Source organism: Thermococcus celer Vu 13 = JCM 8558 (genome assembly GCF_002214365.1).
GTDB classification, from domain to species: Archaea; Methanobacteriota_B; Thermococci; order Thermococcales; family Thermococcaceae; genus Thermococcus; species Thermococcus celer.
Genome location: NZ_CP014854.1, coordinates 879762 through 903289, shown reverse-complemented (window position 1 = coordinate 903289; position 23528 = coordinate 879762). Strand labels below are relative to the sequence as shown.

Sequence of the window (23528 nt, the reverse complement as noted above, 5' to 3'; positions counted from 1 at the left end):
GATAGTCAAATGACCCCCGTGATTTTAGCGGCGTTCTCGGCCGCTTCCCTCGTTAAACCGTCCCTCCCGAGGATGGTGTACCTCTCGGGCCTTATCGTGTGGGCAATCGTCAGCGCCTCGACGATAATGTCGGGCTCTATCCCGAGCTCGTATGCGTTAGTTGGCGCCCCCACCCTCTTTAATGTTTCCCTGATGCGCTCCCACTTGAGGCCGTGGAGGTAGGCCATGATTATCGTCCCAACGCCGACCTGCTCGCCGTGAAGTGCTGGTTTCGGGGCTATGGCGTCGAGCGCGTGGCTGAAGAGGTGCTCGGCACCGCTGGCGGGTCTCGAGGAACCGGCTATGCTCATGGCCACGCCCGACGAGATTAGTCCCTTCACCACCTTCCTCACGCTCTCCTCGTTGCCCAGCCTTATGATGTCCGCGTTCTTTATCACCATCTTGGCGCTCATCAGGCTCAGCGAAGCGGCGTACTCGCTGTAGTACTCCCCCTTTATCCTGTGGGCCAGCCGCCAGTCCTTCACCGCCGTCAGGTTGCTTATCATGTCCCCCACTCCCGCCGCCAAGTAGCGGTAGGGGGCGGTCTTTATCACCTCGACGTCCGCTATCACAGCAACCGGCGGCACCGCCTTAACCGAGGTTTTGGATCCGAGGTCCTTGATGGAGGCGTTGGCGCTCGCTATGCCATCGTGCGAGGCCGTGGTGGGGAAGCTGATGAAGGGAACGCCCGCTTTGAACGAGGCGAGCTTGGCGACGTCTATTATGCTCCCGCCGCCAACCGCAATGAGCCAGTCAGCGCCCTCGTCTCTTATTTTAGCCAGCGCCCTCTCGACCTCCCCGGTGGTAGCGGCTTTAACCGTCAGGGCGCTCACGTCGAAGGATTCCTGGAGGTTCCTCTCGACCTCCCTCCCGGCTATCTCCTTAGTCCTCGGACCGTAGAGTATCAGGGCTTTCTCGCCCAGTCCGAGCCTCTTCGCGACGTTGACGACCTCTCCCTTGAGGTTCTCGCCCAGCAAAACCTCACGCGGGAGCTGCATTAGATGCACTTTCCTCACCACCTCATCCTCTACGGTGGGAAAAGCTTTAAGGCTATCGGAAGGAGTCTCTACGGTGGTCGAATGGGTCTCCAGGGATTCTTTCATCGGTACTTCATTGAACCCATCCAGCAGAATCAGGGTTACAATCCCGTGAACACGCTCACCTACGCCGTGATCCTCGGCGTGGCGGTGATACTCATCTACAAGATGCTCAAGCGCATGGGGATACGGGTCGACGACCGCTTCTTCAAGGCACTCATCCCCTACATAATCCTCGGCCCGCTGATGAGGAGCATGACCGACGTCGGAATCCTTCCGAGGACTTACCTGACGGTCAGCCCCGGCGGTTACTTCGTCATAGCGACCTTCGCGATAGCCGCCCTCTTCGCGGTCTGGATCCACCTCGGGCCGGACGAGAGGCTGTACCCCATCTATCGGGACTTCGGCTGGGTTCTTGTGGGCGGATTGCTCTTCGTCCTGATAATAAACCTCGATAAGGTCAGCTTCAACTGGAGGGTGCTCGAGTACTTCATCCCGATTCTGCTCCTCGCCGAGGCCTCCGTATGGCTCCTCGCGAGGGTTCTCCCCTCGGTTAGGGACAACTCCCTACTGTTCTATACACACTTCTACGACGCGACCACGACCTTCGTGGGAATTCAGTTCTTCGGCTTCTGGGAGCAGCACGTCCTCGCGAGGTGGCTGATGAGCACCTTTGGAACGCCCGCCGTCATGTACGCCGAGAAGTTTTTTATACTGTGGCCCATCGTCTGGATACTGGACAACTGGATGGAAGACGAGGACCCCGACCTGATAAACTTCGTGAAGCTCACGATATTCGTACTCGGCTTCGGCCCCGGCACGAGGAACCTGTTGATAGCACTCATGGGTGGTTGAAATGGAGGTCCACTGGAACGAAATAGCTCTGGAAATCGCCAGAGAAGTGGAGAGAGAGGTTATGCCCCTCTTTGGCACTCCAAAAGCCGGGGAGACCATAGGGACGAACGTCAGCGGCGACGTAACCGAGTACGTCGATAAGGTGGCCGAAGACGTCGTTCTGGGCAGGCTCCAGCCGCTGGGCGTCAACGTCGTCAGCGAGGAGAGGGGCTTCGTCGACAACGGGAGCGACTACACGGTCATCGTTGACCCGATAGACGGCTCCTACAACTTCACGGCAGGGATACCGGTGTTCGCCCTCAGTTTCGCCGTCTTCAGGGACAAAAAGCCGGTTTACGGCGCCATCTACGAGTTCGTGCCGGGAAACTTCTACGAGGCCATACCCGGTGAGGGCGCCTTCATGAACGGGAAGCCGATAAAGGTCAGGAAACCCGAACGCGGAAAGGAGGCGTTGAGCTTCTACACCCGCGGCAGGTGCACGGGGCTGATAGAAAAGGTCAAGCGGGTCCGCGTTCTCGGCGCCATAGCCGTCGAGCTGGCTTACTTGGCCAAGGGGGCGCTCGACGGGGTGCTTGACGTGAGGAACTACGTCAGAACCACGGACATAGCCGCGGGCGCGCTCATAGCGCGGGAAGCGGGCGCGCTCATCACGGACGAGAGGGGGCGGGAGTTGAAGCTGAGGCTCGACGCGACGAGCAAGACGAACATAGTAGCCGTGAACGACCGCTACCTGCTCGACTTAATCCTGGAGGAGCTGGAGAATGAGCCTTGAACGCTACTTCCACCGCTACGGGAAGGCGACCTTCACGCTCTTCCTGATAAACGTCGCCGTCTACACCGTGGAGTCGATACTCAGCCTGAACCCCTTCGCCATAAGCGGTTGGGTTCTCAAGTTGCTCGGCCAGTGGAACTACGCCGTCCTCCACTACGGCTGGTGGTGGCAGCCCTTCACCGCGATGTTCGTGCACGTGGGGATACTCCACATAGGCTTCAACATGTACTTCCTCCTCGTGATGGGGCGGCAGCTCGAGGGAATCATCGGGCCGAAGAGGCTCGTCCTCGTCTACCTCGTCTCGGGCCTCGCCGGGAACCTGCTGACGCTCCTCATGTCCCCGATGGTGGTCAGCGCCGGCGCGAGCGGGGCTCTCTTCGGCATAGCGGGCGCGCTGATATTGATCACCGGCGTCGTCGGCGGGAACATTCAGGGTGCGCTGATGAACGCCTTCGTGCTCTTCCTGATAAACAGCCTTCTGCCGGGCGTCAACGCCCTGGCTCACCTCGGCGGACTGCTCGTCGGGATGGCCATGGGTTACTACTACGGGAAGCGCATCAGGAGGCATCTCATGGCGAGGATGTACGGCTACGGGTGGTAGCTCCCCCCTTCCCCTTTCTGTTCTCCGGATTTTCCACCTCTCAACTTTTTGGAAAACTTGAGCAAACGGGGGATAGCTCGCTCTCAATTAGCCTGAAAACAGGGGGGTTTCACTTTTTATTCTGGCGCCCGTCGGGCGTCTTGCAGCCTTTTGGGAAAAGGCTGGCGAAAAATGCCCTTTCTCATAAAAGGCTGGGATGAGAGCGTGCACTCTAAAAGTTGGAGAATCAAAGAGGGATTAGCATTAAGACCAATCCCTGAACAGGTTTCACTTTTTATTCTGGCGTTCTCCGAACGCCTTGTGAGAGTGAAACACTACAAAATCAGTTTGAGCGTTAATCCACGCTAAAACACCGAACTTTAAAACCGCACGCCAGTTTTCCGTCAACGCTTTCCCAAAGGGTTGTAATCAGCCTTTTGGGAAAAGGCTGGCGAAAAGCTTGTGATTCCTTCAGGGGGCTGTTTAGTTGTGTTTGCGCTGTTAAAAGGCGTTTAAAACTCGAATTCGGGATTAAAAGGTCAAATTCAAGGGGTTTGCAATCTCCCGCGCTCCGAAGGAGCGCTATCCAAAAGCAAACCCCCCACCAATAACACGTTAACGGCGAATTCCAAACTCAAAAAACTTCTTTACAATGCAAACACATCACAACCACCTTAAAAGGAGCCACGCCCATTTCCGCCAGCGCTTGCGGAGCAAAGGGCTGAAGGATGTTCGAACGATAGTGAGAAGGGCGCTTTTTAAAAGGGCTGAATGGTGCGGGGGACGGGATTCGAACCCGCGAACCCCTGCGGGACGGGACCCTAAATCCCGCGCCTTTGGCCAGGCTCGGCAACCCCCGCGCGGGGTTGAGTTTTCGCTCTTCCTTTAAAAGCTTTGAGGGGAAAGCCTTATAAGGATGTAAAGGAAGCTTTACGTAAAGGAAACTTTACATGGTGGGAGCATGGAGAGAGGGAGAATCACCGGTTACGCGATAACCGTAATCGTGGCCGTCCTCCTGGCGGTGGCCGTCTGGATGAGGAGTCTGCCCCTCGCCTTTGGAGTTCTGGCCGTGGCCATAGTTGCGTCTTTGTTCTACTCCGAGTGGTTAAAGGGCAGGGGAGAGGTTTTCAGCGACGAGAGGACGCTCAGGATAGACGAGGCCGCATCGCGGAGAACTCTCCAGGCGATGGTAATCGTCCTGGCCTTCGTGACCCTGACCCTCGCGGTTCTCTCAGACACCCATCCAAGCCTCAGAAGCGCTTACTACCTATCGTCCATCCTCATGGTCCTCGTCGCGGTCCTGAAGGTCGGGCTGAGGCACCACTACTCGAGGGTGATGTGATGAGGAACCGCCTCCGCGAGCTGAGGGAGGGCAGGGGTCTGACCCAGGAGGAGCTCGCCAGGGCTCTGGGCGTTACGAGGCAGACGATAATCGCCATCGAGAAGGGCAGGTACGACCCCTCGCTTAGGCTGGCCTTCAGAATCGCGAGGTTCTTCGGGGTTAAAATCGAGGAAGTGTTCATCTACGGGGGTGAAGGGGATGAACGCTAAAAAAGCCGTTGGGGTCCTGCTTTATCTTGGGGGCATCGCCCTCGGCGTCACCGTACCCTTCATGGCCGAAACCGCAGGGATCGATGTCCTATTGCTTGCCGGGCTCGGCCTCGTTATCATCGGCTCCCTCCTGCTCGGGTTCGCCCATGAATTCGGGGACTCAAATTACCGCGACGCCTGGATCGCCCTTTCGAGCGGGGTGGGGATCGCAATAATCGGCGGTTATTCCAGAATCTGGAGCCTTTTCCTTTTCGGGCTGGTTCTGGCGACCCTCGGCGTTGCGTTCCACAAAATCCGGGGGGCTCGGAATGTCCCTGGTTGAAGTTCTGAACCTCGAGAAGGACTACGGAAGGGTGAAGGCGCTCAAAGGGATAAGTTTCACCATCGAAGAGGGCGAAGTATTCGGGCTCATCGGCCCGAACGGGGCTGGAAAGAGCACGACGCTGAAGATCCTGTCCACACTCCTCAAACCCACCGGCGGGAGCGCGAGGGTGGACGGCCACGACGTGGTCGGGGAGGCCGACGAGGTCAGGAGGATCATAAGCTACCTGCCGGAGGAGGCCGGGGCCTACAAGAACCTCACAGGCTACGAGTACCTCGACTTCATGGCGAGGCTCTATGCTAAGGACGAAGAAAAGGCCCGGAAGATGCTAAAGCTCGGGGTAGAGCTCTCCGGCCTGGGGGAGAGGCTTCACGACAAGGTCTCCACCTATTCCAAGGGGATGACGAGGAAGCTCCTCATAGCGAGGGCCCTGATGGTTAAACCGCGGCTGGCCATACTCGACGAGCCCGCGAGCGGCCTCGACATAGTCAACGCCTACACCATAAGGCAGACGATAAGGCGCTTCGCGAGGAAAGAGGGCGTTACGTTTCTCCTCTCGAGCCACAACATGCTCGAGGTCGAGTTCCTGTGCGACAGGGTCGCCCTGATAAACGAGGGGAGGATAGTCGAGGTGGGAACGCCGGAGGAGCTGAAGGAGCGCTACGACGCCAGAAACCTCGAGGAGGTCTTCATGAGGGCCGTTGGGGTGGAGGCAGGCGAGCCCATAGGGGGTGAGGGGAGTTGAGCGACTTCTGGGTGATGGCGAAGAAAGAAGTATGGAACCTGTTCCGCGATAAGAAGCTCCTCTTCGGCCTCGTCGTCGTGCCGCTCATTCTCCTCCCGGCGATGGGTAAGGCGGTGAACGTCGGGATGGAGAGGGCCCAGGGAGAGACCCACGTCGCGATAGTCAACTTCGATGAGGGCGCCTACGGCGGTGTTCTGATAAAGGCCCTCGAGGTGACCCCGAACGTCACCGTAACCGTGGTCAACGCGACGACGCTCGATGAAGCCATCCATAGGGCCATCCGGGAGAAACAGAACGTTCTTGTGGTTATCCCACCGGATTTCACGGCCAGGCTCGAGTCAAACGAGACCGCCACGGTGGGGATATACGGCATCTTCACCACCGTGAGCACGGGGATGAAGGAGAGCGTCAGCGAGGGCAGAATAAACGCCGTCATTGGAATATTGAGCGACGAGATAGCGAAGATAAAGGTGGAGAAGCTCGGGGCGGGCAATCCAGATGCGATCCTTAGGCCGATAACGGTCGAGAGCAGGTCGGTGATACGCAACAACATCGTTAACGCTTCTCCAGCCGTGGTTTCAAGCGTCATAGCAACGCAGGCCTTCACGATACCGCTCGTAGTCTTCCTGATGATAATGGTGACCTCGCAGATGGCGGCCGGGGCGGTGGCGAGCGAGAAGGAGAACAAGACGCTGGAGACGCTCCTGACGCTCCCTGTGGCGAGGACGAAGATAGTGGCCGCCAAGATATTCGGGACGGCGATGATGGGCCTGGTCGCGGCGGTGGCGTACATGGTCGGTATGCGCTACTACATGGGCTCCTTTAACCTCGGATCCGCGGGGATAAGCCTCGAGGACCTCGGTTTAACCGTTACCGCCACTGGGGCGCTCATGTTCGCGCTCGTCGTCTTCCTCGCGATAATCATAGCGCTCGGCCTGGCGATGATGGTGGCAACCTTCGCGGAGGACGTCCAGAGCGCCACGACCCTCGTCAGCGCCGTGATACTCCCGCTGGCCTTTCCCGCGTTCCTGCTCATGTACACCGACGTCAACGATCTCCCTGCCCTTGCAAGGTACGCCCTGCTGACCATACCCTTCACGCATCCGGTGGTGGATTACAGGTACGTGCTCATGAGGGACTACGCGCCGATGGGGATAAGTCTCGCCTACCTGGCCATCGTGGCCATCGCGGTGCTCTACGCAACGGCCCGGCTGTTCTCCACCGAGAAGATCCTCACGGCTCAGGTCAGGTGGGGGAGGAAGAGGGGATAGCCCGTCTCCGGTTGAAAAATCGAGAGGGTCGCGAACCTTTGGGTTGGTTTCTGTTTTAAATTTTATCCGGGCTGAAGATGCAATACGACCTGGAGAGTCCAATTGCAACCTCTGGATCAGAGGTACTCCAAAGCTTTCAATTCTCACCGAGTCTTATTGCAACCTCGAAATTCACAAGATCCCCCTCCCGGAACGGGCCCTTCTTTCAATTCCCGCGACCGTTCCGCGGTTTTCTGCCCCCAAGAAGTCACCATAACGTGGAAAAACAAAAAACGCGCCCTTCCGGCGTGATATCACTCCACCGGGACGCCGTCCTTCGTCCTCGGGGCGAGCCACTTCATCAGCCTCCCGGGGTCCTTCGTCCTTATGATTATCGTTATCGGCCCGAGCGGGCTCTCCTCGTTGAAGTTCACAACCCCCGCGTAGGCGGCCTGCTTGTTCACCCTGACGATTATCTCCTCGCCGAAGTAGCCCTCCTCGAGGAAGGAGCGGGCGGTGTCGAGTATCGCCTGGCCACGAAAGAGCTCGTAGAGCCTGCTCAGGGCTTTCCTGCTCCTCGTCCTGCCCGTCAGGATGATGTGGTCCCCTTTATCGAAGGCCTCGAACTCAAGGTCCGGGATGAGGTTCAGCATCGCCCTCTTCACCTTCTCGACGTCCTCCGTCGGGTAAACGTAGGCCTCGGCCTCAACCTCCTCGAATAGCTCCATCCTCTCACCCAACGAAGGGTCGAGGGAAGGCTTATAAACCCAACCGCCCATTTAATTAGGGTGCCCTAACAGTGTTAGAGAACTTCACGGTGAACCTCGCGAACTGGATGCTCGGGATCTCACACGGTAGCATAATGTGGGTTACGTTCTACGCGGGCCTCTTCGTCGCTCTCATGACCTCCCTCGGTGCCCTGGTTGCGGTGTTCGCGAAGAGGATCCCCGGGGGCGGCGTCGACGTCTCCCTGAGCTTCGCCGCCGGAGTCATGCTGGTGGCCAGCTTCACCTCCCTCATCCTTCCTGCGATTGAGGATACGGGTTCCTTCACGCCGGCTGGGGTTGGGATAGCCCTCGGCGTTCTCCTCATCTACGCGATAGACCGCTTCCTGCCCCACGAGCACCTCGTTAAGGGCTACGAGGGACCCCAATCGATGAAGGATAAGCTCAGAAGGGTGTGGCTCCTGGTCATAGCGGTGGTAATCCACAACCTGCCGGAGGGCCTGGCCGTCGGAACCTCCCTCGTGTACGACATCAGGGTGGGTCTCGTAACCGCAATAGCCATAGGAATTCAGGACTTCCCGGAGGGCACGATCGTCTCCCTGCCCCTCGCGGCCATACAGGGAAAGCGGCTCCAGCCGATAATCATGGGGATCCTGAGCGGCGTTTCAGAGATGGTGATGGTTCTGGTCGGGGCGTACTTCTTCACCCTCTTCCACGGGCTTCTCCCCTACGGCCTCGGACTTGCCGGCGGGGCCATGCTCTACGTCACCGTCAAGGAGATGATACCGGAGATATACAGGGGGGAGACGAGCGAGACGATGGTAACCCTCGGCTTCTTCCTGGGCTTCTACGTGATGCTGTTCCTCGACTCAATGCTCGGATAGGATCGCATCAACCAGTTCCCTCACCTTTTTATCGTACTCGTCCTCGCTCCCGTCGTTCACCAGCATGTGGTCGGCCATCGCTATGACCCCGCCTATGCCGAACCTCAGCTCCTTCCAGTCCCTCTCCTCGAAGTCCTCCCAGTTCCTGGGGTCGTCGTGCCTGCCCCTCGCCCTGAGCCTCTCGAAGCGGAGCGCGGGCGGCGTGTGAACGGCGATGATGAGTATCCTCTCCGCGGGAAAGGCCCCCCTGAAGGTCCCGACCTCGTCGAGGGAGCGGACTCCGTCGATGACGACTACCTCGTTCTCCTCCAGAAGGGCCCTGACCCTCTCGACCGCGAGCTTCGCCACCGCGTTCTGCCCCAGCTCCTGCCTCAGCCTCACGCTGACCTTGGCGACGTTCTCCCGGGTGAGCTCGAGGCCCCTCCTGAGGGTCTCCTCCCTCACGACGTCACCCATAGAAACGCTCGGAAAGCCTCTACGCTCGAACTCCTTAACGATTTTACTCTTTCCGGATCCGGGCATTCCAGTCACGATGATTATCATGGTGCCCACACTGGGGTAAAAGGCGAGGGTTTAAAAGTTTGACCCTCAGCTGAGAAAATCGTCCAGGGTGCCTTTCTTCCTTCTCTCCGCGGTCTTCCCGCCTTTCTTCGCCTTCTCCGGCAACTCCACGCCGAAGTGTCGGAACAACCCCTCGACCACCTTCATTCCTATGCCCTCGACGGCCAGGAGGTCCCTCACCTTGGCGCGCACTACATCGTCCTGCGTTCTGAAGCCTGCGTTGTAGAGCGCCCTCGCCCTCCTCCTTCCGATGTTCGGCAGTCTCACCAGCTCGAGGAGCTCCTCGCGGACGCCGTGCCTCAAGCGGAGGTGCAGGTCCCTGAGGTAGCTTAGAACGTCCTTCTTAGGTTCGAAGAGCTTGTAGAGCTCGATGAGGGAGTAAATCAGCCAGTCCGCGAGCTCGAGGATCCGATAGAGGTCACCGGGGTCGATGCCGTAAGTTTCGTATATCCTCCCCTCGGGGACCTCGTTTATCCAGTCGAGGAGCACCTTGGCGGTCTTCACCTCGCCCAGAAAGCCCTGGAAGCCGTAGTCCTCGTAGTAGGGGATCTCTGTGTAGAGCTTTTCCTCAAACTCGTAAGCTAAGTCGAGGTAATCCTCGAACTCGCGCTTTCTGGCGCGGAGCGTCGCCATGTCCGGTGTCGAGGCGATGAGGTGGAAGATCCCAAAGGGGTTGGGGTTCTCCTCGAGCTTCGGAAACGCATCCCTGAACTTTTTCGCCGTCAGCGGGTCGATGTAGAGCTGGGACGTACGTTTTCCGAAGGGGAGCGCTATGAAGCGGTCGTTCAGGTCCATGTCGATGAACTCGTTCTCGATGAGGAAGTAGACGATGTCCTTCGCCTTGTACTCTATCGAGCTCGTGTCCTTCCTCTGGTGGAAGTAGAAGGTCCTCCCGAGGAAGTCTATGAGCTCCCGGAAGTTCCCTATCCCGAAGTTCGTTATCAAAGCCAGGACCTGGCTCCTGAAGGCGTTCTCGTTCGCCAGCATGGAGAAGAGCTTCTCTGGCTTTCCCTTGACGTAGCGCTCCATCAGGGTCTTAGGATCCTCGGTTCTGGCGACTATTATGGCCTCGCCGACCCTGTCGTACTTCGGCCTTCCGGCCCTCCCCATCATCTGCTGTATCTCAAGGACGGGGATGTCCGTCCAGCCGAAGCCGGAGTAGCGCTTCGTGTCCCTTATGATGACGCGGAAGGCGGGCAGGTTTATTCCGGCGCTCAGGGTTGGCGTGGCGGTTATCACCTTGATGAGGCCGTCCCTGAAGGCGTCCTCTATCATCGTCCTTTCCGCTCTGCTCAACCCGGCGTGGTGGAAGGCGACGCCGCCGCGGATGGCGCGCTTGAGCTTCTCGTTCGTGGGGTTGCTCTCGAGGGAGTCGGCCAGTTCCCTAAGCTCCCTAACCTCGGGTTTCGTGAGGAGACGGGCCATCTTGGATGAGAGCGAGACGGCCTCCTTCTCCGCCGAACGGCGGGTGTTCACGAAGACGAGGGCCTGCTTGCCCTTCCTGACCGCGTCGAGCGCCAGACTCTCCCAGTTCTCTGGGTAGCTCTCCCGCTTTCCATCCTCCCACATCAGCTCCCCGAGGTGAAAGACGCCCTTCCTGAGCTCCACCGGCCGCCAGTCGCTGACGACGAGGGTGGCGTCGAGCCATCCCGCCAGCTCCTCCGCGTTCCCGACGGTCGCGCTTAAAGCCAGTATCTGGGCCTTATCGAGCATGTGACTGAGTATCATCTCCAGCGTCGCGCCCCTGTCGTAGGAGCCTATCAGATGAACTTCATCCGCTATGACGAGCTTAACGTCCCTTATCCAGCCGGCACCGTGCCTCAGGAGGGAGTCGAACTTCTCCGCCGTTGCCACTATGATATCGTACCTCCCGAGCCACTCGTCGGTCGAGTCGTAGTCGCCGGTGGTGGCGGCGACGCGAAGACCGAGCGATTCCCAGGCCTTGAACTCGCGGTACTTCTCCTCGGCCAGGGCCTTCAGCGGGACGAGGTAGACCGCCTTCCCTCCCTCGCGGAGGAGCTTGTTGATCATGACTATCTCGCTCACCAGGGTCTTCCCGCTCGCCGTGGGAATGGCTAAGACGAGGTTCTTCCCCTCCAGGACGCCGCTCCTCAAAGCTTCGGCCTGCGGGGGGTAGAGCTCCTCGATTCCCCTCCCCAGGATGACCCTTCTGATCCTCTCGTCAACGGGGAGTTCCTCAATCCTCATAACCCTCAGCTCCAGAGAGGGTTCACCGACGGTTTTATATGCTTTCCCACGTTAATCCCCTGGGAGGGAAAATGAAGCTGAGGGTTCCCTACGTGCTCTTCGAGACGGCCACCGGGAGGTACGGCCTCGACGCCTACTTCTCTCTGAGGGTGGAGAAACCGGAGAGGCGGGCGACCCTGATAAGGAAGGCCGAGGGCCTCCAGCTTATCGGGGAAAAGCCCGTGACTGCCCTCCTCAACATCGAATCGCTCGGTGAGTACCTGAATTCCCTCTTCTTGACGCTGTGCGAGCTCAGCGGCGAGAGCTTCAACGAGAGGACAAAGCACATGAGACGCTGGAACCTCTGGCGACTCCTTGGGATACCAACGGGGCATCAGAGGCACGTGGACAGGGACGAGGAACTGGCGGAGAGGAACAGGGAAGCCCTCCTCGCCCTGGCGATAATGAGGAAGGTGCTGGGGGTGAAGAACCCGTCGGACCTTGAGCGGGCTGTGGTGAGGCCACTGGGCTACGCCTTCCTTGAGCTGGAGGTCAGCGGGCGGGAGGTCAGCGACCCGGTGTACAGGGAGCTCTTCAGGGTGGACTCCAACGCGGGGATGGCCCTCCAGTGGTTGCGGTTGAAGAACAGAGGGTGAAACGGGTGAATTAAAAAGTGGGGATAAAGGGTGGCCTCAGGCCTTGCCGTAGAGCCAGCAGGCCACGTAGTGGTCCTTCTCCACCTCAATGAGGGGCGGCTCCTTCTCGTCGCAGAGTCCCTTCTTGGCGTAGGGACACCTCGGGTGGAAGCGGCATCCCTTCGGCGGGTTTATGGGACTCGGTGGTTCTCCCTCGACCTTCATGCGCTTTTTCTTTAGCTCCCGGGCCAGCTCGGGGTCGGGAACCGGAAGGGCGGAGAGCAGGAAACGGGTGTACGGATGGAGGGGGTTCTCGAATACCTTCCTGGATGGGCCCACCTCGACGAGCTTTCCGAGGTACATAACGCCTATTCTGTGGCTCATGTACCTGACCACGCCGAGGTCGTGGCTGATGAAGAGGTAGGTGAAACCGAACTTTCTCTGGAGGTCCTTCATGGTGTTGAGGATGTTGGCCTGAACCGAGACGTCCAGCGCGGACGTTGGCTCGTCGAGGACTATGAACTCGGGTTTGAGCGCCATAAGCCTCGCGAGGGCTATCCTCTGCCTCTGGCCGCCGCTGAACTCGTGGGGATAGCGGTAGAGGTGCATCTCGTTCAGTCCCACGCTCTCGAGGAGCCTCACCACGAACTCCTCGGGGTCGTCGACCTCTATGCCGTGGAACCTGACGGGCTCCATTATTATCTCGAAGACAGTCTGTCTCGGGTTAAGGGATGAGTATGGGTCCTGGAACATTATCTGCGCCTTTCTCCTGAACCACTTCATCTCGTCGCCCTTGAGTTTGGTCACGTCCCTGCCCTGAAAGAGTATCTGTCCGTCCGTTGGTTCTATGAGGCGGAGGATGGTTCTTCCCGTGGTGGTCTTCCCGCACCCGCTCTCCCCGACGAGACCGAAGGTTTCGCCCCGGCTTATCGTGAAGCTGACGTCGTCCACCGCCTTAACATAGCCCTCGGTCCTTAAAAGACCCCTAATCGGAAAGTACTTCTTGAGGTGCTTAACCTCGAGTATCGGCTCGCTCATTATATCACCTCAGTACAGGTGGCAGGCAACGAAGTGACCCGGCTCCATCTCCTTCAGCTCAGGAACCTTCTCCCTGCAGACCTCCATGGTGTGGGGGCACCTCGGGTGGAAGCGGCAGCCGCTGGGCGGCTCTATCAGGTTCGGGACGGTTCCAGGTATCGTCTCGAGGGTCTTTATCTCGGCCAGCGGGTTCGGAACCGCTCTCAGGAGGCCCTGGGTGTAGGGGTGGAGAGGGTTCTTGAATATCTGATCGACGGACCCCACCTCGACTATCTTCCCGGCGTACATAACCGCCACGCGGTCGGCCATCTCGGCGACGACGCCCATGTTGTGGGTGATGAGAATGAGCGTGGTGTTGTACTCCTCCTTTAGTTTGTTCATGAGGTCGAGTATCTGGGCCTGCACCGTGACGTCCAGCGCGGTCGTGGGTTCGTCCGCTATGAGTATCTTCGGGTTGTTCGAGACACCCGTCCCTATTACGACGCGCTGCTTCATTCCACCGCTCATCTCGTGGGGGTAGTTTTTCACCCTGCTCTCCGGGTCAGGGATGAGGACGCGCCTGAGTATGTCCACGGCCCTTTTGAGACCCTCCTTCCAGTCCTTCACGGTCTTGTGGACCACCATGGCCTCGGCGATCTGATAGCCGACTGTGTACAGAGGGTCGAGGGAGGCGTGTGGGTCCTGGAAGATATATGCTATCTCCTTGCCCCTGATCTCCCGTATCTCCTCCGGTGAAAGCTTCAGCAGGTCGACGGTCGTGCCGTCCTCGCGGTGGTAGATAACGCTTCCCCCGACTATCTTCCCGGGGCTCTCGATGAGCTGGGTCAACGCCCTTGATGTGACGCTCTTTCCACAGCCGGTCTCCCCGACGATCGCGAAGGTCTCGCCGCGGTAAACGTCAAAGGAGACCTTTTCGATGGCCTTGACTATGCCCGCGTAGGTGTAGAAGTGGACCGTGAGGTCTCGGACTTCAAGGATGGGTTCAGGCATTGCTCTCATCCCCCTTCTTGGCCTTCTTGACTTTGAACTCTATGCTCCTCCTCGTCTTCGGGTCGAGGATGTCCCTCATGGTGTCGCCGAGGAGGTTCCAGCCGAGGGCGACGAGCATTATCATCAGACCCGAGAAGGTGACCAGCCACCACTTCTCCGGGAAGTACTGGGAGCCGTCGTAGACTATCCTTCCCCAGTCGGCTATCGGGGGTGTCGCACCGAGACCGAGGAAGCTCAGACCCGCTTCCATCAGGATCACACCACCGAAGTCGAGGGTGATGTAGACGAGTATCGGCCCGATTATGTTAGGCAGGATGTGTTTGAACATTATCGTCCTCGAGCTGAGCCCTATCGCCCTCGCGGCTTCCACGTAGAGGTTTTCCCTCTCGGTTAAGGTAGAACCGCGTGTTATCCTCGCGTAGGCGGGCCACCAGACGATTATCATGGCCAGTATGACGGCGAGGAGCTTTCCGAGGTTGCCGGCGTCCTGAGGCTTGAGGGCGAAGAGCCACAGCACGAAACTCTGAATCGACCCGTGGGCGGATATGAAGTTCTGGAGCCTCTGGGGAAGCACCGCCGAGAAGGCTATGGCCAGTATGAGGGCGGGGAACGCGAGGAAGATGTCTGTGAGACGCATCACCAGTTCGTCCACCTTGCCCCCGTAGTACCCGGCTACCAACCCCAGTATGATACCCAGGGGAACGCCTAAGGCTATGACGATTATGGATATCACGAAGGACACCCTCGCGCCGTAGAGGATTAAACTCAGGAGGTCCCTGCCGTAATGGTCGGCGCCGAGGAGGTATTGTATCGTGGCCGTGTACTGGATTATGTTACCTCCCCTCAGTTCGGTAACGTTCATGGTGTACGTTGAACCCGGGGGGGCGAGGTAGGTGTTGAAGTTGTAGTTGCTCGGGAAGAAGCGGTAGCTCCAGGGGGCCAGGCGGGGTCCGAAGATACCGAGGAACACGAATATCAACACGAGGAACAGGCCTATGAGTCCCGGCGGCGAACGGTTCAGGGCGTAGAGCATGAGCTTCCACTCTTCCATCTTGGAGCGGTTCTTCACCTTCCAGTCCTTTTTGAAGAGACTGATAAAGGAGCCGAGAGCCTCAACGATGGCATCCGAGAACCTATCAAGGAAGTTTTTGGCGTATTCTTCCCTTCCCATTGTATCACCCCGTCAGTACCTCACCCTCGGGTCTATGAAGGCGTAGAGTACGTCCACAACCAGGTTCGTTATGAGGAATATCAGGGCAAAGACCATGGTTATCGCCACGACCGCCGGAAAGTCAAGGTTTCTGATGGAATCCACGACGTAGAAGCCCATTCCCGGCAGACCAAAGACGGTCTCTGTGATGGGCGTCCCCCCAAGGAGCCCACCGAACTGGAGGCCGAGAACGGTGACGATGGGTACCATTGCGTTCTTTAGCGCGTGACGGTATATGGTCATCTTGGGGACCCCCTTGGCCTTGAGGAAGGCAACGTAATCACTGCTTATGGCCTCGAGGAAACTGTTCCTCACGAACCTTGCGAGGACTCCCGAACCCATGAAGCCGAGGGTGAAACCGGGCAACCAGAGCCTGTGGAGGTGTTGACTGAACGTCGAGAAGTCACCGGTCAGCAGGGCGTCTATCATCGGTATGTGGGTTATCTGGTGCTCAGGGGGAGCTGGAAAACCGGCGAGGGTTATCCAGTGAATCTTGACGAAGAACACGTATATCAAAAGGTACCCCAGCCAGAAGATGGGCATGGAAACGCCGGTGAGGGCGAAGAACCTGATAACGGTGTCCACCCATGTGTTACGCTTGAGGGCGGAGATTATACCGAGGGGGATGCCTATTATGAGTATGAAGAAGAACGCCACCAGGGCCAGCTCGAAGGTCACCGGAAACCTCTTCCCTATATCGTCGAAAACGTAGTTGGAGGTTCTCGGGTCAACTATGCTGTTCTTTATGAGTCCACTGGTGAGGAACCAGTACTGGTCGTACCACGGCCTGTCGAGGTGGTACTCCCTCCTTATCTGCTCCATGTACTCCTGGCTGGCCTTCTCACCTCCGGCCCATGCCCTGGCAACGTCCGCCGGAATGACGTACGCTATCAGGAAAACGATGAGGGTGACCCCGATGAGGGTGGGTATGAAGGTGAGGAACCTCCGTATTAGGAACTTCTTCAGGTTGGCCAACTCGATCACCCCTGTGTTCTATGATATCTCCGGAGAAAGACGCAAAAATATGGAAAAGGAAACCTTTATCAGCTCACGTTTACCTCAAGGCTCTTGAACTCCGTGGCGCCGTAGAGGAACGGCCCAACCCAGTTGTCAGAGTCGAGATAGTCCGGAACCCAGCCGACGACGTAGACGTCGTACTCGCCGTGCTCGGTCTTGTCGAGGTAGGTGGGCCAGTTGTAGCTGTTGACCGTAACCTGGAAGCCGAGCTGGCTCCAGACGTTCTGGAGAAGCGTCATTATCTTCTCGCGCGCCGAGTTGCCCTCGTTGTAGATGAGCTCTATCTTGTACTTGCTCGGGTCGACGCCGGCCTTCTGGAGGAGCTGCTGGGCCTTGGCGAGGTTGTAGTCGTACTTGATTATTCCCTCCTCCGTGTAGCCGGGCCAGGGCTTCGGTATCGGTCCGTAGTTCCTCTCGAGCAGTCCCTTATAGACGATCTGGGATATCTGGTCGTAGGGAACGGCGTAGGCCAAGGCCTCCCTTACGAGTGGGTTGTTGAAGGGTTCCCTCTGAGTGTTGAAGACGAGGAAGGTCAGTATCGGCTGGAGGATGTCGGTCTGAACCACGGACTTAAAGCCGTTGAGTTCGAGTCCCTTGACGGTGTCCATCTTCTCGGGCGGTATGGCGACTACATCCACGGTCCCGGTCTTGAACAGGTTAATCCTCGCCATGGCGTCGCTGTTGATGACGTAGATAACGCTCTTGTGTCCCGGATTGGCGGTGGCGTTCCAGTAGTGCGGGTTGTACTTGACTGGAGGGCCTCCTGATACGTGTCGCCGAGGAGGTACTCCATCGGAACGACGCTGAGGAACGGGTCGGCGAGTATTCCAAGGACGGGCGCGTAGGGGGCCGGAAGGACGAGCTTGAAGACACCGGCGGTATCACCGCTGTAGCCAAAGAACTTCTTGAGCTCGTCAACGCTCTTGACCTGGGTGCTCTTGCCGTTGAACTCCGCCACGAGCGGGTGATCCTTGAGGTACTGGTCGAACTCGTCCTCCGTGATGGCCGCGGAGTGGTTGACGTCCATAAATGCATCGACCATCCAGCTGACGCTGTGCCCGAGCCTCTCAACGCGGAGGAAGGTGAACGCGACGTCCGTGGCGTCTATCGGATAGGTCTTGTCGTCCCACGGGTCGTAGGCCTTCACTCCACCGCGGATGAGGAAGTACCACTCGGTGCCGTCCTCGTTGTGGGCCCAGGCGACGGCCAGGTCCGGGCTGACCTGCTCGGTGTTCTCCTTCCAGTAGGTGACGAGGGTATCGCCGATCTCGTGCCATACCTCCCATCCGAAGGTCTCGTAGGTCATGGCCGGGTCGAAGCTCTCCGGCCAGCCGATGGTGGCTATCACGTAGGTATCGGGGTCGTTAGTGTAGTCCTTGATACCTATCTTGACGGAGGGGGCGTTCTTGTCCTCGCTGAGGAGGTCGTAGCGCTCGGCCAGGGTCGGGTGGTAGTAGCGACCCTTGACCCAGTCCCAGTAAACGCGGAGCTGCCTGTTCTGACCGAGGATAACCTCGGGAACCAGCTTGTTTCCGAGCATGTAAACTGCTTTGAAGAGCTCGGTTCTTATCGTCGGGTCGGTCTGGCGCCTCGCGGCCACGATAAGGGCATCGACGTGCTCGTCACGGAAGAAGGCGGGGTCGATGGCACCGAATCCCTGCCCCTGCTCCATGAGGGTCTTGATGTCGGGGGTGTTATCCTTGTCAACCTCGTACTGGACCTTTATGACCTTCTTGCCTGAGGGAATGTTCACGGTCGGGCTCGCGCCCTTCGGGCCGACGATGACAACGCTTTTGTCCGTGACTATGACGTAAACCTCGTCCATCTCGAGTATTCCTGGATTGACCTGAGCGGGGGTCGTTGTGGTACCCGTGGGGGAGGTTTCCGAGCTCGAACTCGAGGTCGTCCCTCCACCGGAGCCACCCGTGCTGCTCTGGGAAATCGTCGTTGTGGCACTCTTGCCCCCGCCGATGCAGCCGCTGGCGGCGACAGAAAAGGCCACTAAAAACACAACCAGCAGGGCCATTGCCGTTTTTGCCTTCATTAACAACCACCCCTGCACATTAGGGCATTGATTTTTACAGCGAATTCCGTAATAAAGCTTTCGATGTACCTTTTAATGATACGACGATTTTTATGTTGATGGAATACCCCGGGTCCGTTGGATCGTGTGACCATCTTAAAAACCCCTTGAAAAACTACGAAAAGCTTAAATGAGATGGAAGGGTAGATAAAAACGTAAAACCTTTCAGCGGTGGTGGAAAATGGTCAGGTCGTATGTTTTGTTGACCGTAGAGATTGGAAAAGTCGAGAGCGTTATAGAAGCCCTCAAGCAGATCCCGGGCGTTACGAAGGCGGACGCCGTCACCGGCCCCTACGATGCGATAGTCCACATAGAGGCCAAGGACCTCGGGGAACTCACGAGAAAGATACTCCACGACATCCACAACATCGACGGCGTTATCGACACTACCACAGCCATAGTCGTGGAGACCGAAGAGGAGTGATCACCTCTTTTTCTTCCGGGATTTGCGCTTCTTGCTCCCGGCTTTGACCTGGATCTTTCTGATTTCCCTGACCTTCTGCCCAAGCATTCTCAGGCTCTTCCCCTTGGGGTGCTTGCTCTCGAGGCGTAGCATTCCCCTGAGGCGGTACTCCTCGTCGATGCCGGCCAGACGGGGGTTGAGCTTTGACCCGTCGATCTCGATCACCTTCATACCAAGGGCCTTCGCCGCGTCGGCTATCTCCTGAACCTCTGGGGCCTCGACCGCGAACTCTTTACCAACCATCCTGCCGTAACGCCTGCTGAGCCTTGAATCCAGCTCGCTGGGCCACACCACGAATCGTTTCATTCCCTACACCCAACAAGGTTTAAAAGAGGAGCGGTTAAAAACCCTTTTGGTGAGTCCTATGGAGATTCCCATCCTCGAGAAGTACCTCCTCGGAGGGGCCGAGGGGGGAGATATGGTCCTTATCGAGTATACATCCACCTATCCTCTCGAGGAGTTCTCATGGGGTTTCCTGATACCCAGACTCGTGAAGAGGGGGGAGATCGCCATAGGGGACTTCTTTGGAGTGGGGGATCTCCTGTTCAGGAACTACATACGCGGGGCCCCGGTTAAGGCGTACTCCCGCGTGCTCGAACTCATAAAGAGGATAAAGATCGTTAAAATCGGGCCCGGGTCGGCCAGTTACGGGGAGGTCATAGATGAGGTCGTTCCGTCCTACAACCCACAGGACTTCCTCAAGAACTACCACGCCATCGTTAACAGAATGATACACTCTCCCACCAAACCCGAGTACTTCGTGACCTTCGGCCTCGCCCATTACATCCGCTTCGGAGGGGACGGGGCGATAAAAGCCCTGATCACGGGGATAAGCACGATCCCCATGGAGGACTGGGCCAGCGTGCACCTCATCAACGTGGACGTACTGGAGAGGGCCCACCTGGCCATGCTGGAGGAGATTGCATCTATGGTGTTCGGGCTGTCCAAAGACGGTGTGACCGTAAAGAAGGGGCGTGAGGCGTTTGATTCGGGAGGGTGATAGGGTTCTTCTCATCGACAGGAGGGGAAAGCGGTACCTCGTGGCGGTCTCAAATCGGGAGTTCCATACCGACCTGGGGGTACTCGATCTCGGTGAGCTCATAGGAAAGGACCACGGAACCTCGATAAGCAGTCACAGGGGGGAGACCTTCAGGGTTCTCAAACCCGACATCAACGACATCATAGCCAAGATGCAGCGCGGTCCCCAGATCGTCCACCCGAAGGACGCGGGGATAATCATCGCCTACGCCGGCATCTCATCCGGTGATACCGTTGTAGAGGCCGGGGCCGGTAGCGGGGCGCTCACGCTGTTCCTCGCGAACGTCGTTGGCCCCCAGGGGCGGGTCATCAGCTACGAGGTTCGGGAAGACCACGCGGAGATAGCAAGGAAGAACGTCGAGATGGCCGGCTTTTCGGACAGGGTGACGATAAAGCTCGGGAACATCTACGAGGGCATAGAGGAGGATCACGCCGACCACATCGTCCTCGACCTACCGCAACCGGAGAAAGTCCTACCCCACGCCATTGAGGTCCTCCGACCCGGAGGTTACTTCGTGGCTTACACCCCCTGCGCCAACCAGGTCCACCGCTTCTTCCAGGCTTTCCAGGAGTATCGAGGGGAGTTCTACAAACCGAGGGTCGTCGAGGTACTGGTCAGGGAGCACGAGGTAAAGAGGGAGTGCATGAGGCCGAAGACGACGATGCTCGCCCACACGGGCTACATAACCTTCCTCAGGAAGCTGTGATCCCTTCGTCTTCGCCTTCATCATAGCTGAGATAAGCGAGGCCACCGAAGACCAGAACCCCTGCAATGGCCTGAAGCGCGGGGTCCCCGGGTATCCTGCGGAGCACCGTTAGGTTACCGTAAAGAACCGGCCAGAACAGGAACAGCGCGGCGAGCGGGATGGAAATGCGATACACCATTTTCTTCATGGGCTTCACCCACCCCCTGTTTTTCGCGAACGTTTTTTAGTCTTTTCCTATGAATATCGAGAATCCTTCCGAGTATTGAACCATAGGTTAACAACACATTTATAAGCACTCCCGGTTGCTAACCCTTAGATGACCAACTTTGAGCTCATGTACGGAGGTGTTCATTGTGTATAAGATCCTCGAGAAGAAGGAGGTTGCCATGAGGAACGTGTGGTACAAGGTTCACGCCCCGCACGTTGCCAGGAAGGTTCAGCCCGGCCAGTTCGTCATCGTCAGGGCGTTCAAGAACGGTGAGAGGATCCCACTCACACCCATCATGTGGGACAGGGAGGAGGGATGGATAACCCTCATGACGTTCATCCGCGGAAAGACCACGATGAGGATGGCCAACGAGCTGAAGGTGGGTGACGAGCTACTCAACGTCGCCGGCCCGCTCGGAAACCCCGCGGAGATGAAGAAGCTCGGAAGGGTGCTGGCGATTGGGGCTTACACCGGTATAGTGGAGGTGTACCCGATAGCCAGGGCCTGGCAGGAGATCGGGAACGACGTTACGACACTGCACGTGACCTTCGAGCCGATGGTCGTCATGAAGGAGGACTTCGAGAAGGCGGTGGGCAGGCACATCGTCGAGCCTGTCCCGATGGACATGACCAAGGACATGAGGGAGAACATGAAGAACGTCACGAAGAGGCTCACGGAGAAGGTACGCGAACTTCTCGAGACGGAGCACTTCGACTTCGTCTTCATGGTCGGCCCGACCGGAGACCAGAAGGCGGTGTTCCAGGTTGTTAAGGAGTTCGGGATCCCGATGGAGGCCGACCTGCACCCAATAATGGTGGACGGAACCGGCATGTGCGGCTCCTGCCGTGTAACCGTTGGCGGTGAGGTTAAGTTCGCGTGCATAGACGGGCCGGGCTTCGACGCCTACAAGGTCGCCTGGGACGAGCTGATAGCCAGGACCGGGTACTACACGGATATGGAGATGCTGGCGATGCAGGAGTACATGAAGGCCCTCCAGGGAGGTGAGCAGTGATGGCGGTTAAGAGGAAGATCATCAAGGAGCGTGTTCCGACGCCGGAGAGGCCGGTGGAAGAGCGCGTTAAAAGCTTCGTTGAAGTCAACCTCGGTTACACCTTCGAGCTGGCCGTTAAGGAGGCCGAGCGCTGTCTGCAATGCCCCTACGACTACGCCCCCTGTATAAAGGGCTGCCCCGTCCACATCAACATACCCGGCTTCATAAGCAAACTCGTCCAGTACCGCGATGACCCCCACAGGGCCGTTAAGGAGGCCCTGAACGTCATCTGGGCCTGCAACTCCCTCCCTGCGACCACCGGTAGGGTCTGCCCGCAGGAGGATCAGTGTGAGATGAACTGTGTCATGGGCAAGGTTGGCGACAAGATAAACATCGGAAAGCTCGAGCGCTTCGTGGCGGACTACGCGAGAGAGAACGGTATAGAGGATGAGCTTCTCTTTGAGATAGTTCCGAAGATCGAGAAGAAGGGCCAGAGCGTTGCCATAATAGGAGCGGGTCCGGCCGGCCTCACAGCCGCCGGGGAGCTCGCCAGGCTCGGCTACGACGTTACCATCTACGAGGCCCTCCACGAGCCCGGTGGGGTTCTCATGTACGGTATTCCCGAGTTCAGGCTTCCAAAGGACATCGTCGAGAGCGAGATAGCCAAGCTCAAGAGGCTCGGCGTTAGGATACTCACCGACCACATAGTCGGGAGGACGGTCACCGTCGAGGAGCTCCTCCAGGAGTACGACGCCGTCTTCATAGGCTCCGGGGCCGGAACGCCGAGGCTCATCAACGCCCCCGGGATAAACCTCAACGGGATCTACACCGCGAACGAGTTCCTGACGAGGGTCAACCTCATGAAGGCCTACCTCTTCCCCGAGTACGACACGCCGGTGAAGGTCGGAAAGCGCGTGGTGGTCATCGGTGCGGGGAACACCGCCATGGACGCGGCGCGCTCGGCGAGGCGCTTTGGGGCAGAGGTCATAATCGCCTACCGCAGGGGCGAGGATGACGTTTCCGCGAGGGAAGAGGAGGTCGAGCACGCCAAGGAGGAGGGCGTTAAGTTCGAGTTCTTCGTCAACCCCGTCGAGTTCATAGGCGATGAGAAGGGCAACCTCAAGGCCGTTAAGTTCGAGAGGATGCGCCCGATCGAGGAGAGGGACAAGAGGGGCAAGAGGAAGATTGTTGGAACGGGCGAGTACGTCACCATCGAAGCCGACACGGTAATCATAGCCATCGGAAAGCACCCCAACCGGCTCATAATCAACACCCCCGGCCTGAAGGTCGAGCGCGGAAGGATAGTGGTGGACGAGAACCTCATGACCAGTATCCCGGGCGTCTTCGCGGGCGGTGACGCTATAAGGGGAGAGGCAACCGTTATCCTTGCCATGGGTGACGGAAGAAGGGCCGCGAAGGCCATACACGAGTACCTGACGAGGAAGAGGGAAGAGAACGCCTGACTTGTCTTTTCCTTATCTCCCTGTTATCCTTTTAAAGTAAAGCACCCCTCGAGTACCGGGTCGACTACCCTGTAACGGACGTTTCGCCCCTCAACGATTTTCCCGACGAAGGCGGGATCTTGCCAGAACGCTGTCGGATACGCTCTCTCAAGGGATTGCCCCGATAAAGTTCGCCAC

The 23528-nt window shown here is 58.2% G+C and carries 25 protein-coding genes, 1 tRNA gene and 1 pseudogene; 15 read left to right on the top strand and 12 right to left on the bottom strand.

Features of this window, described 5'->3' with window-relative positions:
* Positions 1-5: 5 nt before the first annotated feature.
* Entirely contained in the window at positions 6-1037 is a 1032-nt protein-coding gene (locus A3L02_RS05020; RefSeq protein WP_204247229.1) for an NAD(P)-dependent glycerol-1-phosphate dehydrogenase, read from the bottom strand.
* 81 nt (positions 1038-1118) lie between these two features.
* On the opposite strand from A3L02_RS05020, the gene A3L02_RS05015 reads away from it, so the two are divergent.
* Genes A3L02_RS05015 through A3L02_RS05005 form a run of 3 tightly spaced genes read left to right on the top strand, consistent with a single transcriptional unit; the run spans position 1119 to position 3304 of the window.
* Positions 1119-1931, top strand: a complete 813-nt coding sequence (locus tag A3L02_RS05015; RefSeq protein WP_088862911.1) for a DUF63 family protein — start codon at positions 1119-1121, stop codon at positions 1929-1931.
* A 1-nt stretch (position 1932) separates the two neighbouring features.
* Positions 1933-2703, top strand: coding sequence for a bifunctional fructose-bisphosphatase/inositol-phosphate phosphatase (locus A3L02_RS05010; protein WP_088862910.1), 771 nt, complete (start codon positions 1933-1935; stop codon positions 2701-2703).
* Positions 2693-3304, top strand: coding sequence for a rhomboid family intramembrane serine protease (locus tag A3L02_RS05005; RefSeq protein WP_088862909.1), 612 nt, complete (start codon positions 2693-2695; stop codon positions 3302-3304). The genes A3L02_RS05010 and A3L02_RS05005 overlap by 11 nt, the downstream gene beginning before the upstream one ends.
* 751 nt (positions 3305-4055) lie before the next feature.
* On the opposite strand, the gene A3L02_RS05000 is transcribed toward A3L02_RS05005, so the two are convergent.
* A tRNA-Leu gene (locus A3L02_RS05000) sits at positions 4056-4143 on the bottom strand.
* Between the two features lie 101 nt (positions 4144-4244).
* Between A3L02_RS05000 and A3L02_RS04995 the strand changes: the two genes are divergently transcribed.
* Genes A3L02_RS04995 through A3L02_RS04975 form a run of 5 tightly spaced genes read left to right on the top strand, consistent with a single transcriptional unit; the run spans position 4245 to position 7172 of the window.
* On the top strand, positions 4245-4625 hold the full coding sequence (locus A3L02_RS04995; RefSeq protein WP_088862908.1) for a DUF2178 domain-containing protein: 381 nt from the start codon (positions 4245-4247) through the stop codon (positions 4623-4625).
* Entirely contained in the window at positions 4625-4834 is a 210-nt protein-coding gene (locus tag A3L02_RS04990; protein WP_088862907.1) for a helix-turn-helix transcriptional regulator, read from the top strand. Before A3L02_RS04995 ends, A3L02_RS04990 begins: the two co-directional genes overlap by 1 nt.
* Complete coding sequence (locus A3L02_RS04985; protein ID WP_088862906.1) at positions 4824-5156, top strand: hypothetical protein; 333 nt, start codon at positions 4824-4826, stop codon at positions 5154-5156. Before A3L02_RS04990 ends, A3L02_RS04985 begins: the two co-directional genes overlap by 11 nt.
* Positions 5143-5901: an ABC transporter ATP-binding protein gene (locus A3L02_RS04980; RefSeq protein WP_088862905.1), complete on the top strand. Its 759-nt coding sequence runs from the start codon at positions 5143-5145 to the stop codon at positions 5899-5901. Before A3L02_RS04985 ends, A3L02_RS04980 begins: the two co-directional genes overlap by 14 nt.
* A complete protein-coding gene (locus A3L02_RS04975; protein ID WP_088862904.1) occupies positions 5898-7172 on the top strand; it encodes an ABC transporter permease in 1275 nt (424 codons plus the stop codon). The genes A3L02_RS04980 and A3L02_RS04975 overlap by 4 nt, the downstream gene beginning before the upstream one ends.
* A 293-nt stretch (positions 7173-7465) precedes the next feature.
* Here the strand turns inward: A3L02_RS04975 and A3L02_RS04970 are convergent, their stop codons facing one another.
* Complete coding sequence (locus A3L02_RS04970; protein WP_088862903.1) at positions 7466-7879, bottom strand: RNA-binding domain-containing protein; 414 nt, start codon at positions 7877-7879, stop codon at positions 7466-7468.
* Positions 7880-7950: 71 nt separating this feature from the next.
* Here A3L02_RS04970 and A3L02_RS04965 point away from each other — a divergent pair, with 71 nt between their 5' ends.
* Positions 7951-8760 carry a ZIP family metal transporter gene (locus A3L02_RS04965; protein ID WP_088862902.1) on the top strand — a complete coding sequence of 270 codons (810 nt, stop codon included), beginning with the start codon at positions 7951-7953 and terminating at the stop codon, positions 8758-8760.
* Here A3L02_RS04965 and A3L02_RS04960 read toward each other — a convergent pair.
* Entirely contained in the window at positions 8746-9303 is a 558-nt protein-coding gene (locus A3L02_RS04960; protein ID WP_088862901.1) for a dephospho-CoA kinase, read from the bottom strand. The two genes, A3L02_RS04965 and A3L02_RS04960, sit on opposite strands and share 15 nt — an antisense overlap.
* A gap of 45 nt (positions 9304-9348) precedes the next feature.
* Positions 9349-11529 carry an ATP-dependent DNA helicase gene (locus A3L02_RS04955; RefSeq protein WP_088862900.1) on the bottom strand — a complete coding sequence of 727 codons (2181 nt, stop codon included), beginning with the start codon at positions 11527-11529 and terminating at the stop codon, positions 9349-9351.
* Positions 11530-11600: 71 nt separating this feature from the next.
* On the opposite strand from A3L02_RS04955, the gene A3L02_RS04950 reads away from it, so the two are divergent.
* Positions 11601-12164: a hypothetical protein gene (locus tag A3L02_RS04950; RefSeq protein WP_088862899.1), complete on the top strand. Its 564-nt coding sequence runs from the start codon at positions 11601-11603 to the stop codon at positions 12162-12164.
* Between the two features lie 36 nt (positions 12165-12200).
* On the opposite strand, the gene A3L02_RS04945 is transcribed toward A3L02_RS04950, so the two are convergent.
* From A3L02_RS04945 to A3L02_RS04925, 5 genes and pseudogenes are all read right to left on the bottom strand, one after another.
* Positions 12201-13181 carry an ABC transporter ATP-binding protein gene (locus tag A3L02_RS04945; protein ID WP_088862898.1) on the bottom strand — a complete coding sequence of 327 codons (981 nt, stop codon included), beginning with the start codon at positions 13179-13181 and terminating at the stop codon, positions 12201-12203.
* Positions 13182-13190: 9 nt separating this feature from the next.
* A complete protein-coding gene (locus A3L02_RS04940; protein ID WP_088862897.1) occupies positions 13191-14171 on the bottom strand; it encodes an ABC transporter ATP-binding protein in 981 nt (326 codons plus the stop codon).
* Positions 14164-15342 carry an ABC transporter permease gene (locus A3L02_RS04935; RefSeq protein WP_088862896.1) on the bottom strand — a complete coding sequence of 393 codons (1179 nt, stop codon included), beginning with the start codon at positions 15340-15342 and terminating at the stop codon, positions 14164-14166. Before A3L02_RS04935 ends, A3L02_RS04940 begins: the two co-directional genes overlap by 8 nt.
* Positions 15343-15354: 12 nt before the next feature.
* Positions 15355-16356: an ABC transporter permease gene (locus A3L02_RS04930; RefSeq protein WP_088862895.1), complete on the bottom strand. Its 1002-nt coding sequence runs from the start codon at positions 16354-16356 to the stop codon at positions 15355-15357.
* Between the two features lie 68 nt (positions 16357-16424).
* Positions 16425-18442: pseudogene (locus A3L02_RS04925) on the bottom strand (ABC transporter substrate-binding protein).
* Between the two features lie 220 nt (positions 18443-18662).
* Here A3L02_RS04925 and A3L02_RS04920 point away from each other — a divergent pair.
* A complete protein-coding gene (locus A3L02_RS04920; protein WP_088862894.1) occupies positions 18663-18905 on the top strand; it encodes an Lrp/AsnC family transcriptional regulator in 243 nt (80 codons plus the stop codon).
* Here A3L02_RS04920 and A3L02_RS04915 read toward each other — a convergent pair whose 3' ends face one another.
* Positions 18906-19250: a signal recognition particle protein Srp19 gene (locus A3L02_RS04915; RefSeq protein WP_088862893.1), complete on the bottom strand. Its 345-nt coding sequence runs from the start codon at positions 19248-19250 to the stop codon at positions 18906-18908.
* A gap of 58 nt (positions 19251-19308) precedes the next feature.
* Between A3L02_RS04915 and A3L02_RS04910 the strand changes: the two genes are divergently transcribed.
* Together A3L02_RS04910 and A3L02_RS04905 are read left to right on the top strand one after the other, a co-directional pair.
* Positions 19309-19944, top strand: coding sequence for a DUF257 family protein (locus A3L02_RS04910; protein WP_088862892.1), 636 nt, complete (start codon positions 19309-19311; stop codon positions 19942-19944).
* Positions 19928-20689 carry a tRNA (adenine-N1)-methyltransferase gene (locus A3L02_RS04905; protein ID WP_088862891.1) on the top strand — a complete coding sequence of 254 codons (762 nt, stop codon included), beginning with the start codon at positions 19928-19930 and terminating at the stop codon, positions 20687-20689. Before A3L02_RS04910 ends, A3L02_RS04905 begins: the two co-directional genes overlap by 17 nt.
* On the opposite strand, the gene A3L02_RS04900 is transcribed toward A3L02_RS04905, so the two are convergent.
* Entirely contained in the window at positions 20676-20876 is a 201-nt protein-coding gene (locus A3L02_RS04900; RefSeq protein WP_088862890.1) for a hypothetical protein, read from the bottom strand. The two genes, A3L02_RS04905 and A3L02_RS04900, sit on opposite strands and share 14 nt — an antisense overlap.
* Positions 20877-21042: 166 nt before the next feature.
* Here A3L02_RS04900 and A3L02_RS04895 point away from each other — a divergent pair, with 166 nt between their 5' ends.
* Both A3L02_RS04895 and gltA read left to right on the top strand, forming a co-directional pair.
* Positions 21043-21909 (top strand): sulfide/dihydroorotate dehydrogenase-like FAD/NAD-binding protein, encoded by an 867-nt coding sequence (locus tag A3L02_RS04895; protein ID WP_088862889.1) that lies wholly within the window; start codon positions 21043-21045, stop codon positions 21907-21909.
* Positions 21909-23351: an NADPH-dependent glutamate synthase gene (gene gltA, locus A3L02_RS04890; RefSeq protein ID WP_088862888.1), complete on the top strand. Its 1443-nt coding sequence runs from the start codon at positions 21909-21911 to the stop codon at positions 23349-23351. The genes A3L02_RS04895 and gltA overlap by 1 nt, the downstream gene beginning before the upstream one ends.
* The last annotated feature ends 177 nt before the right edge of the window (positions 23352-23528 follow it).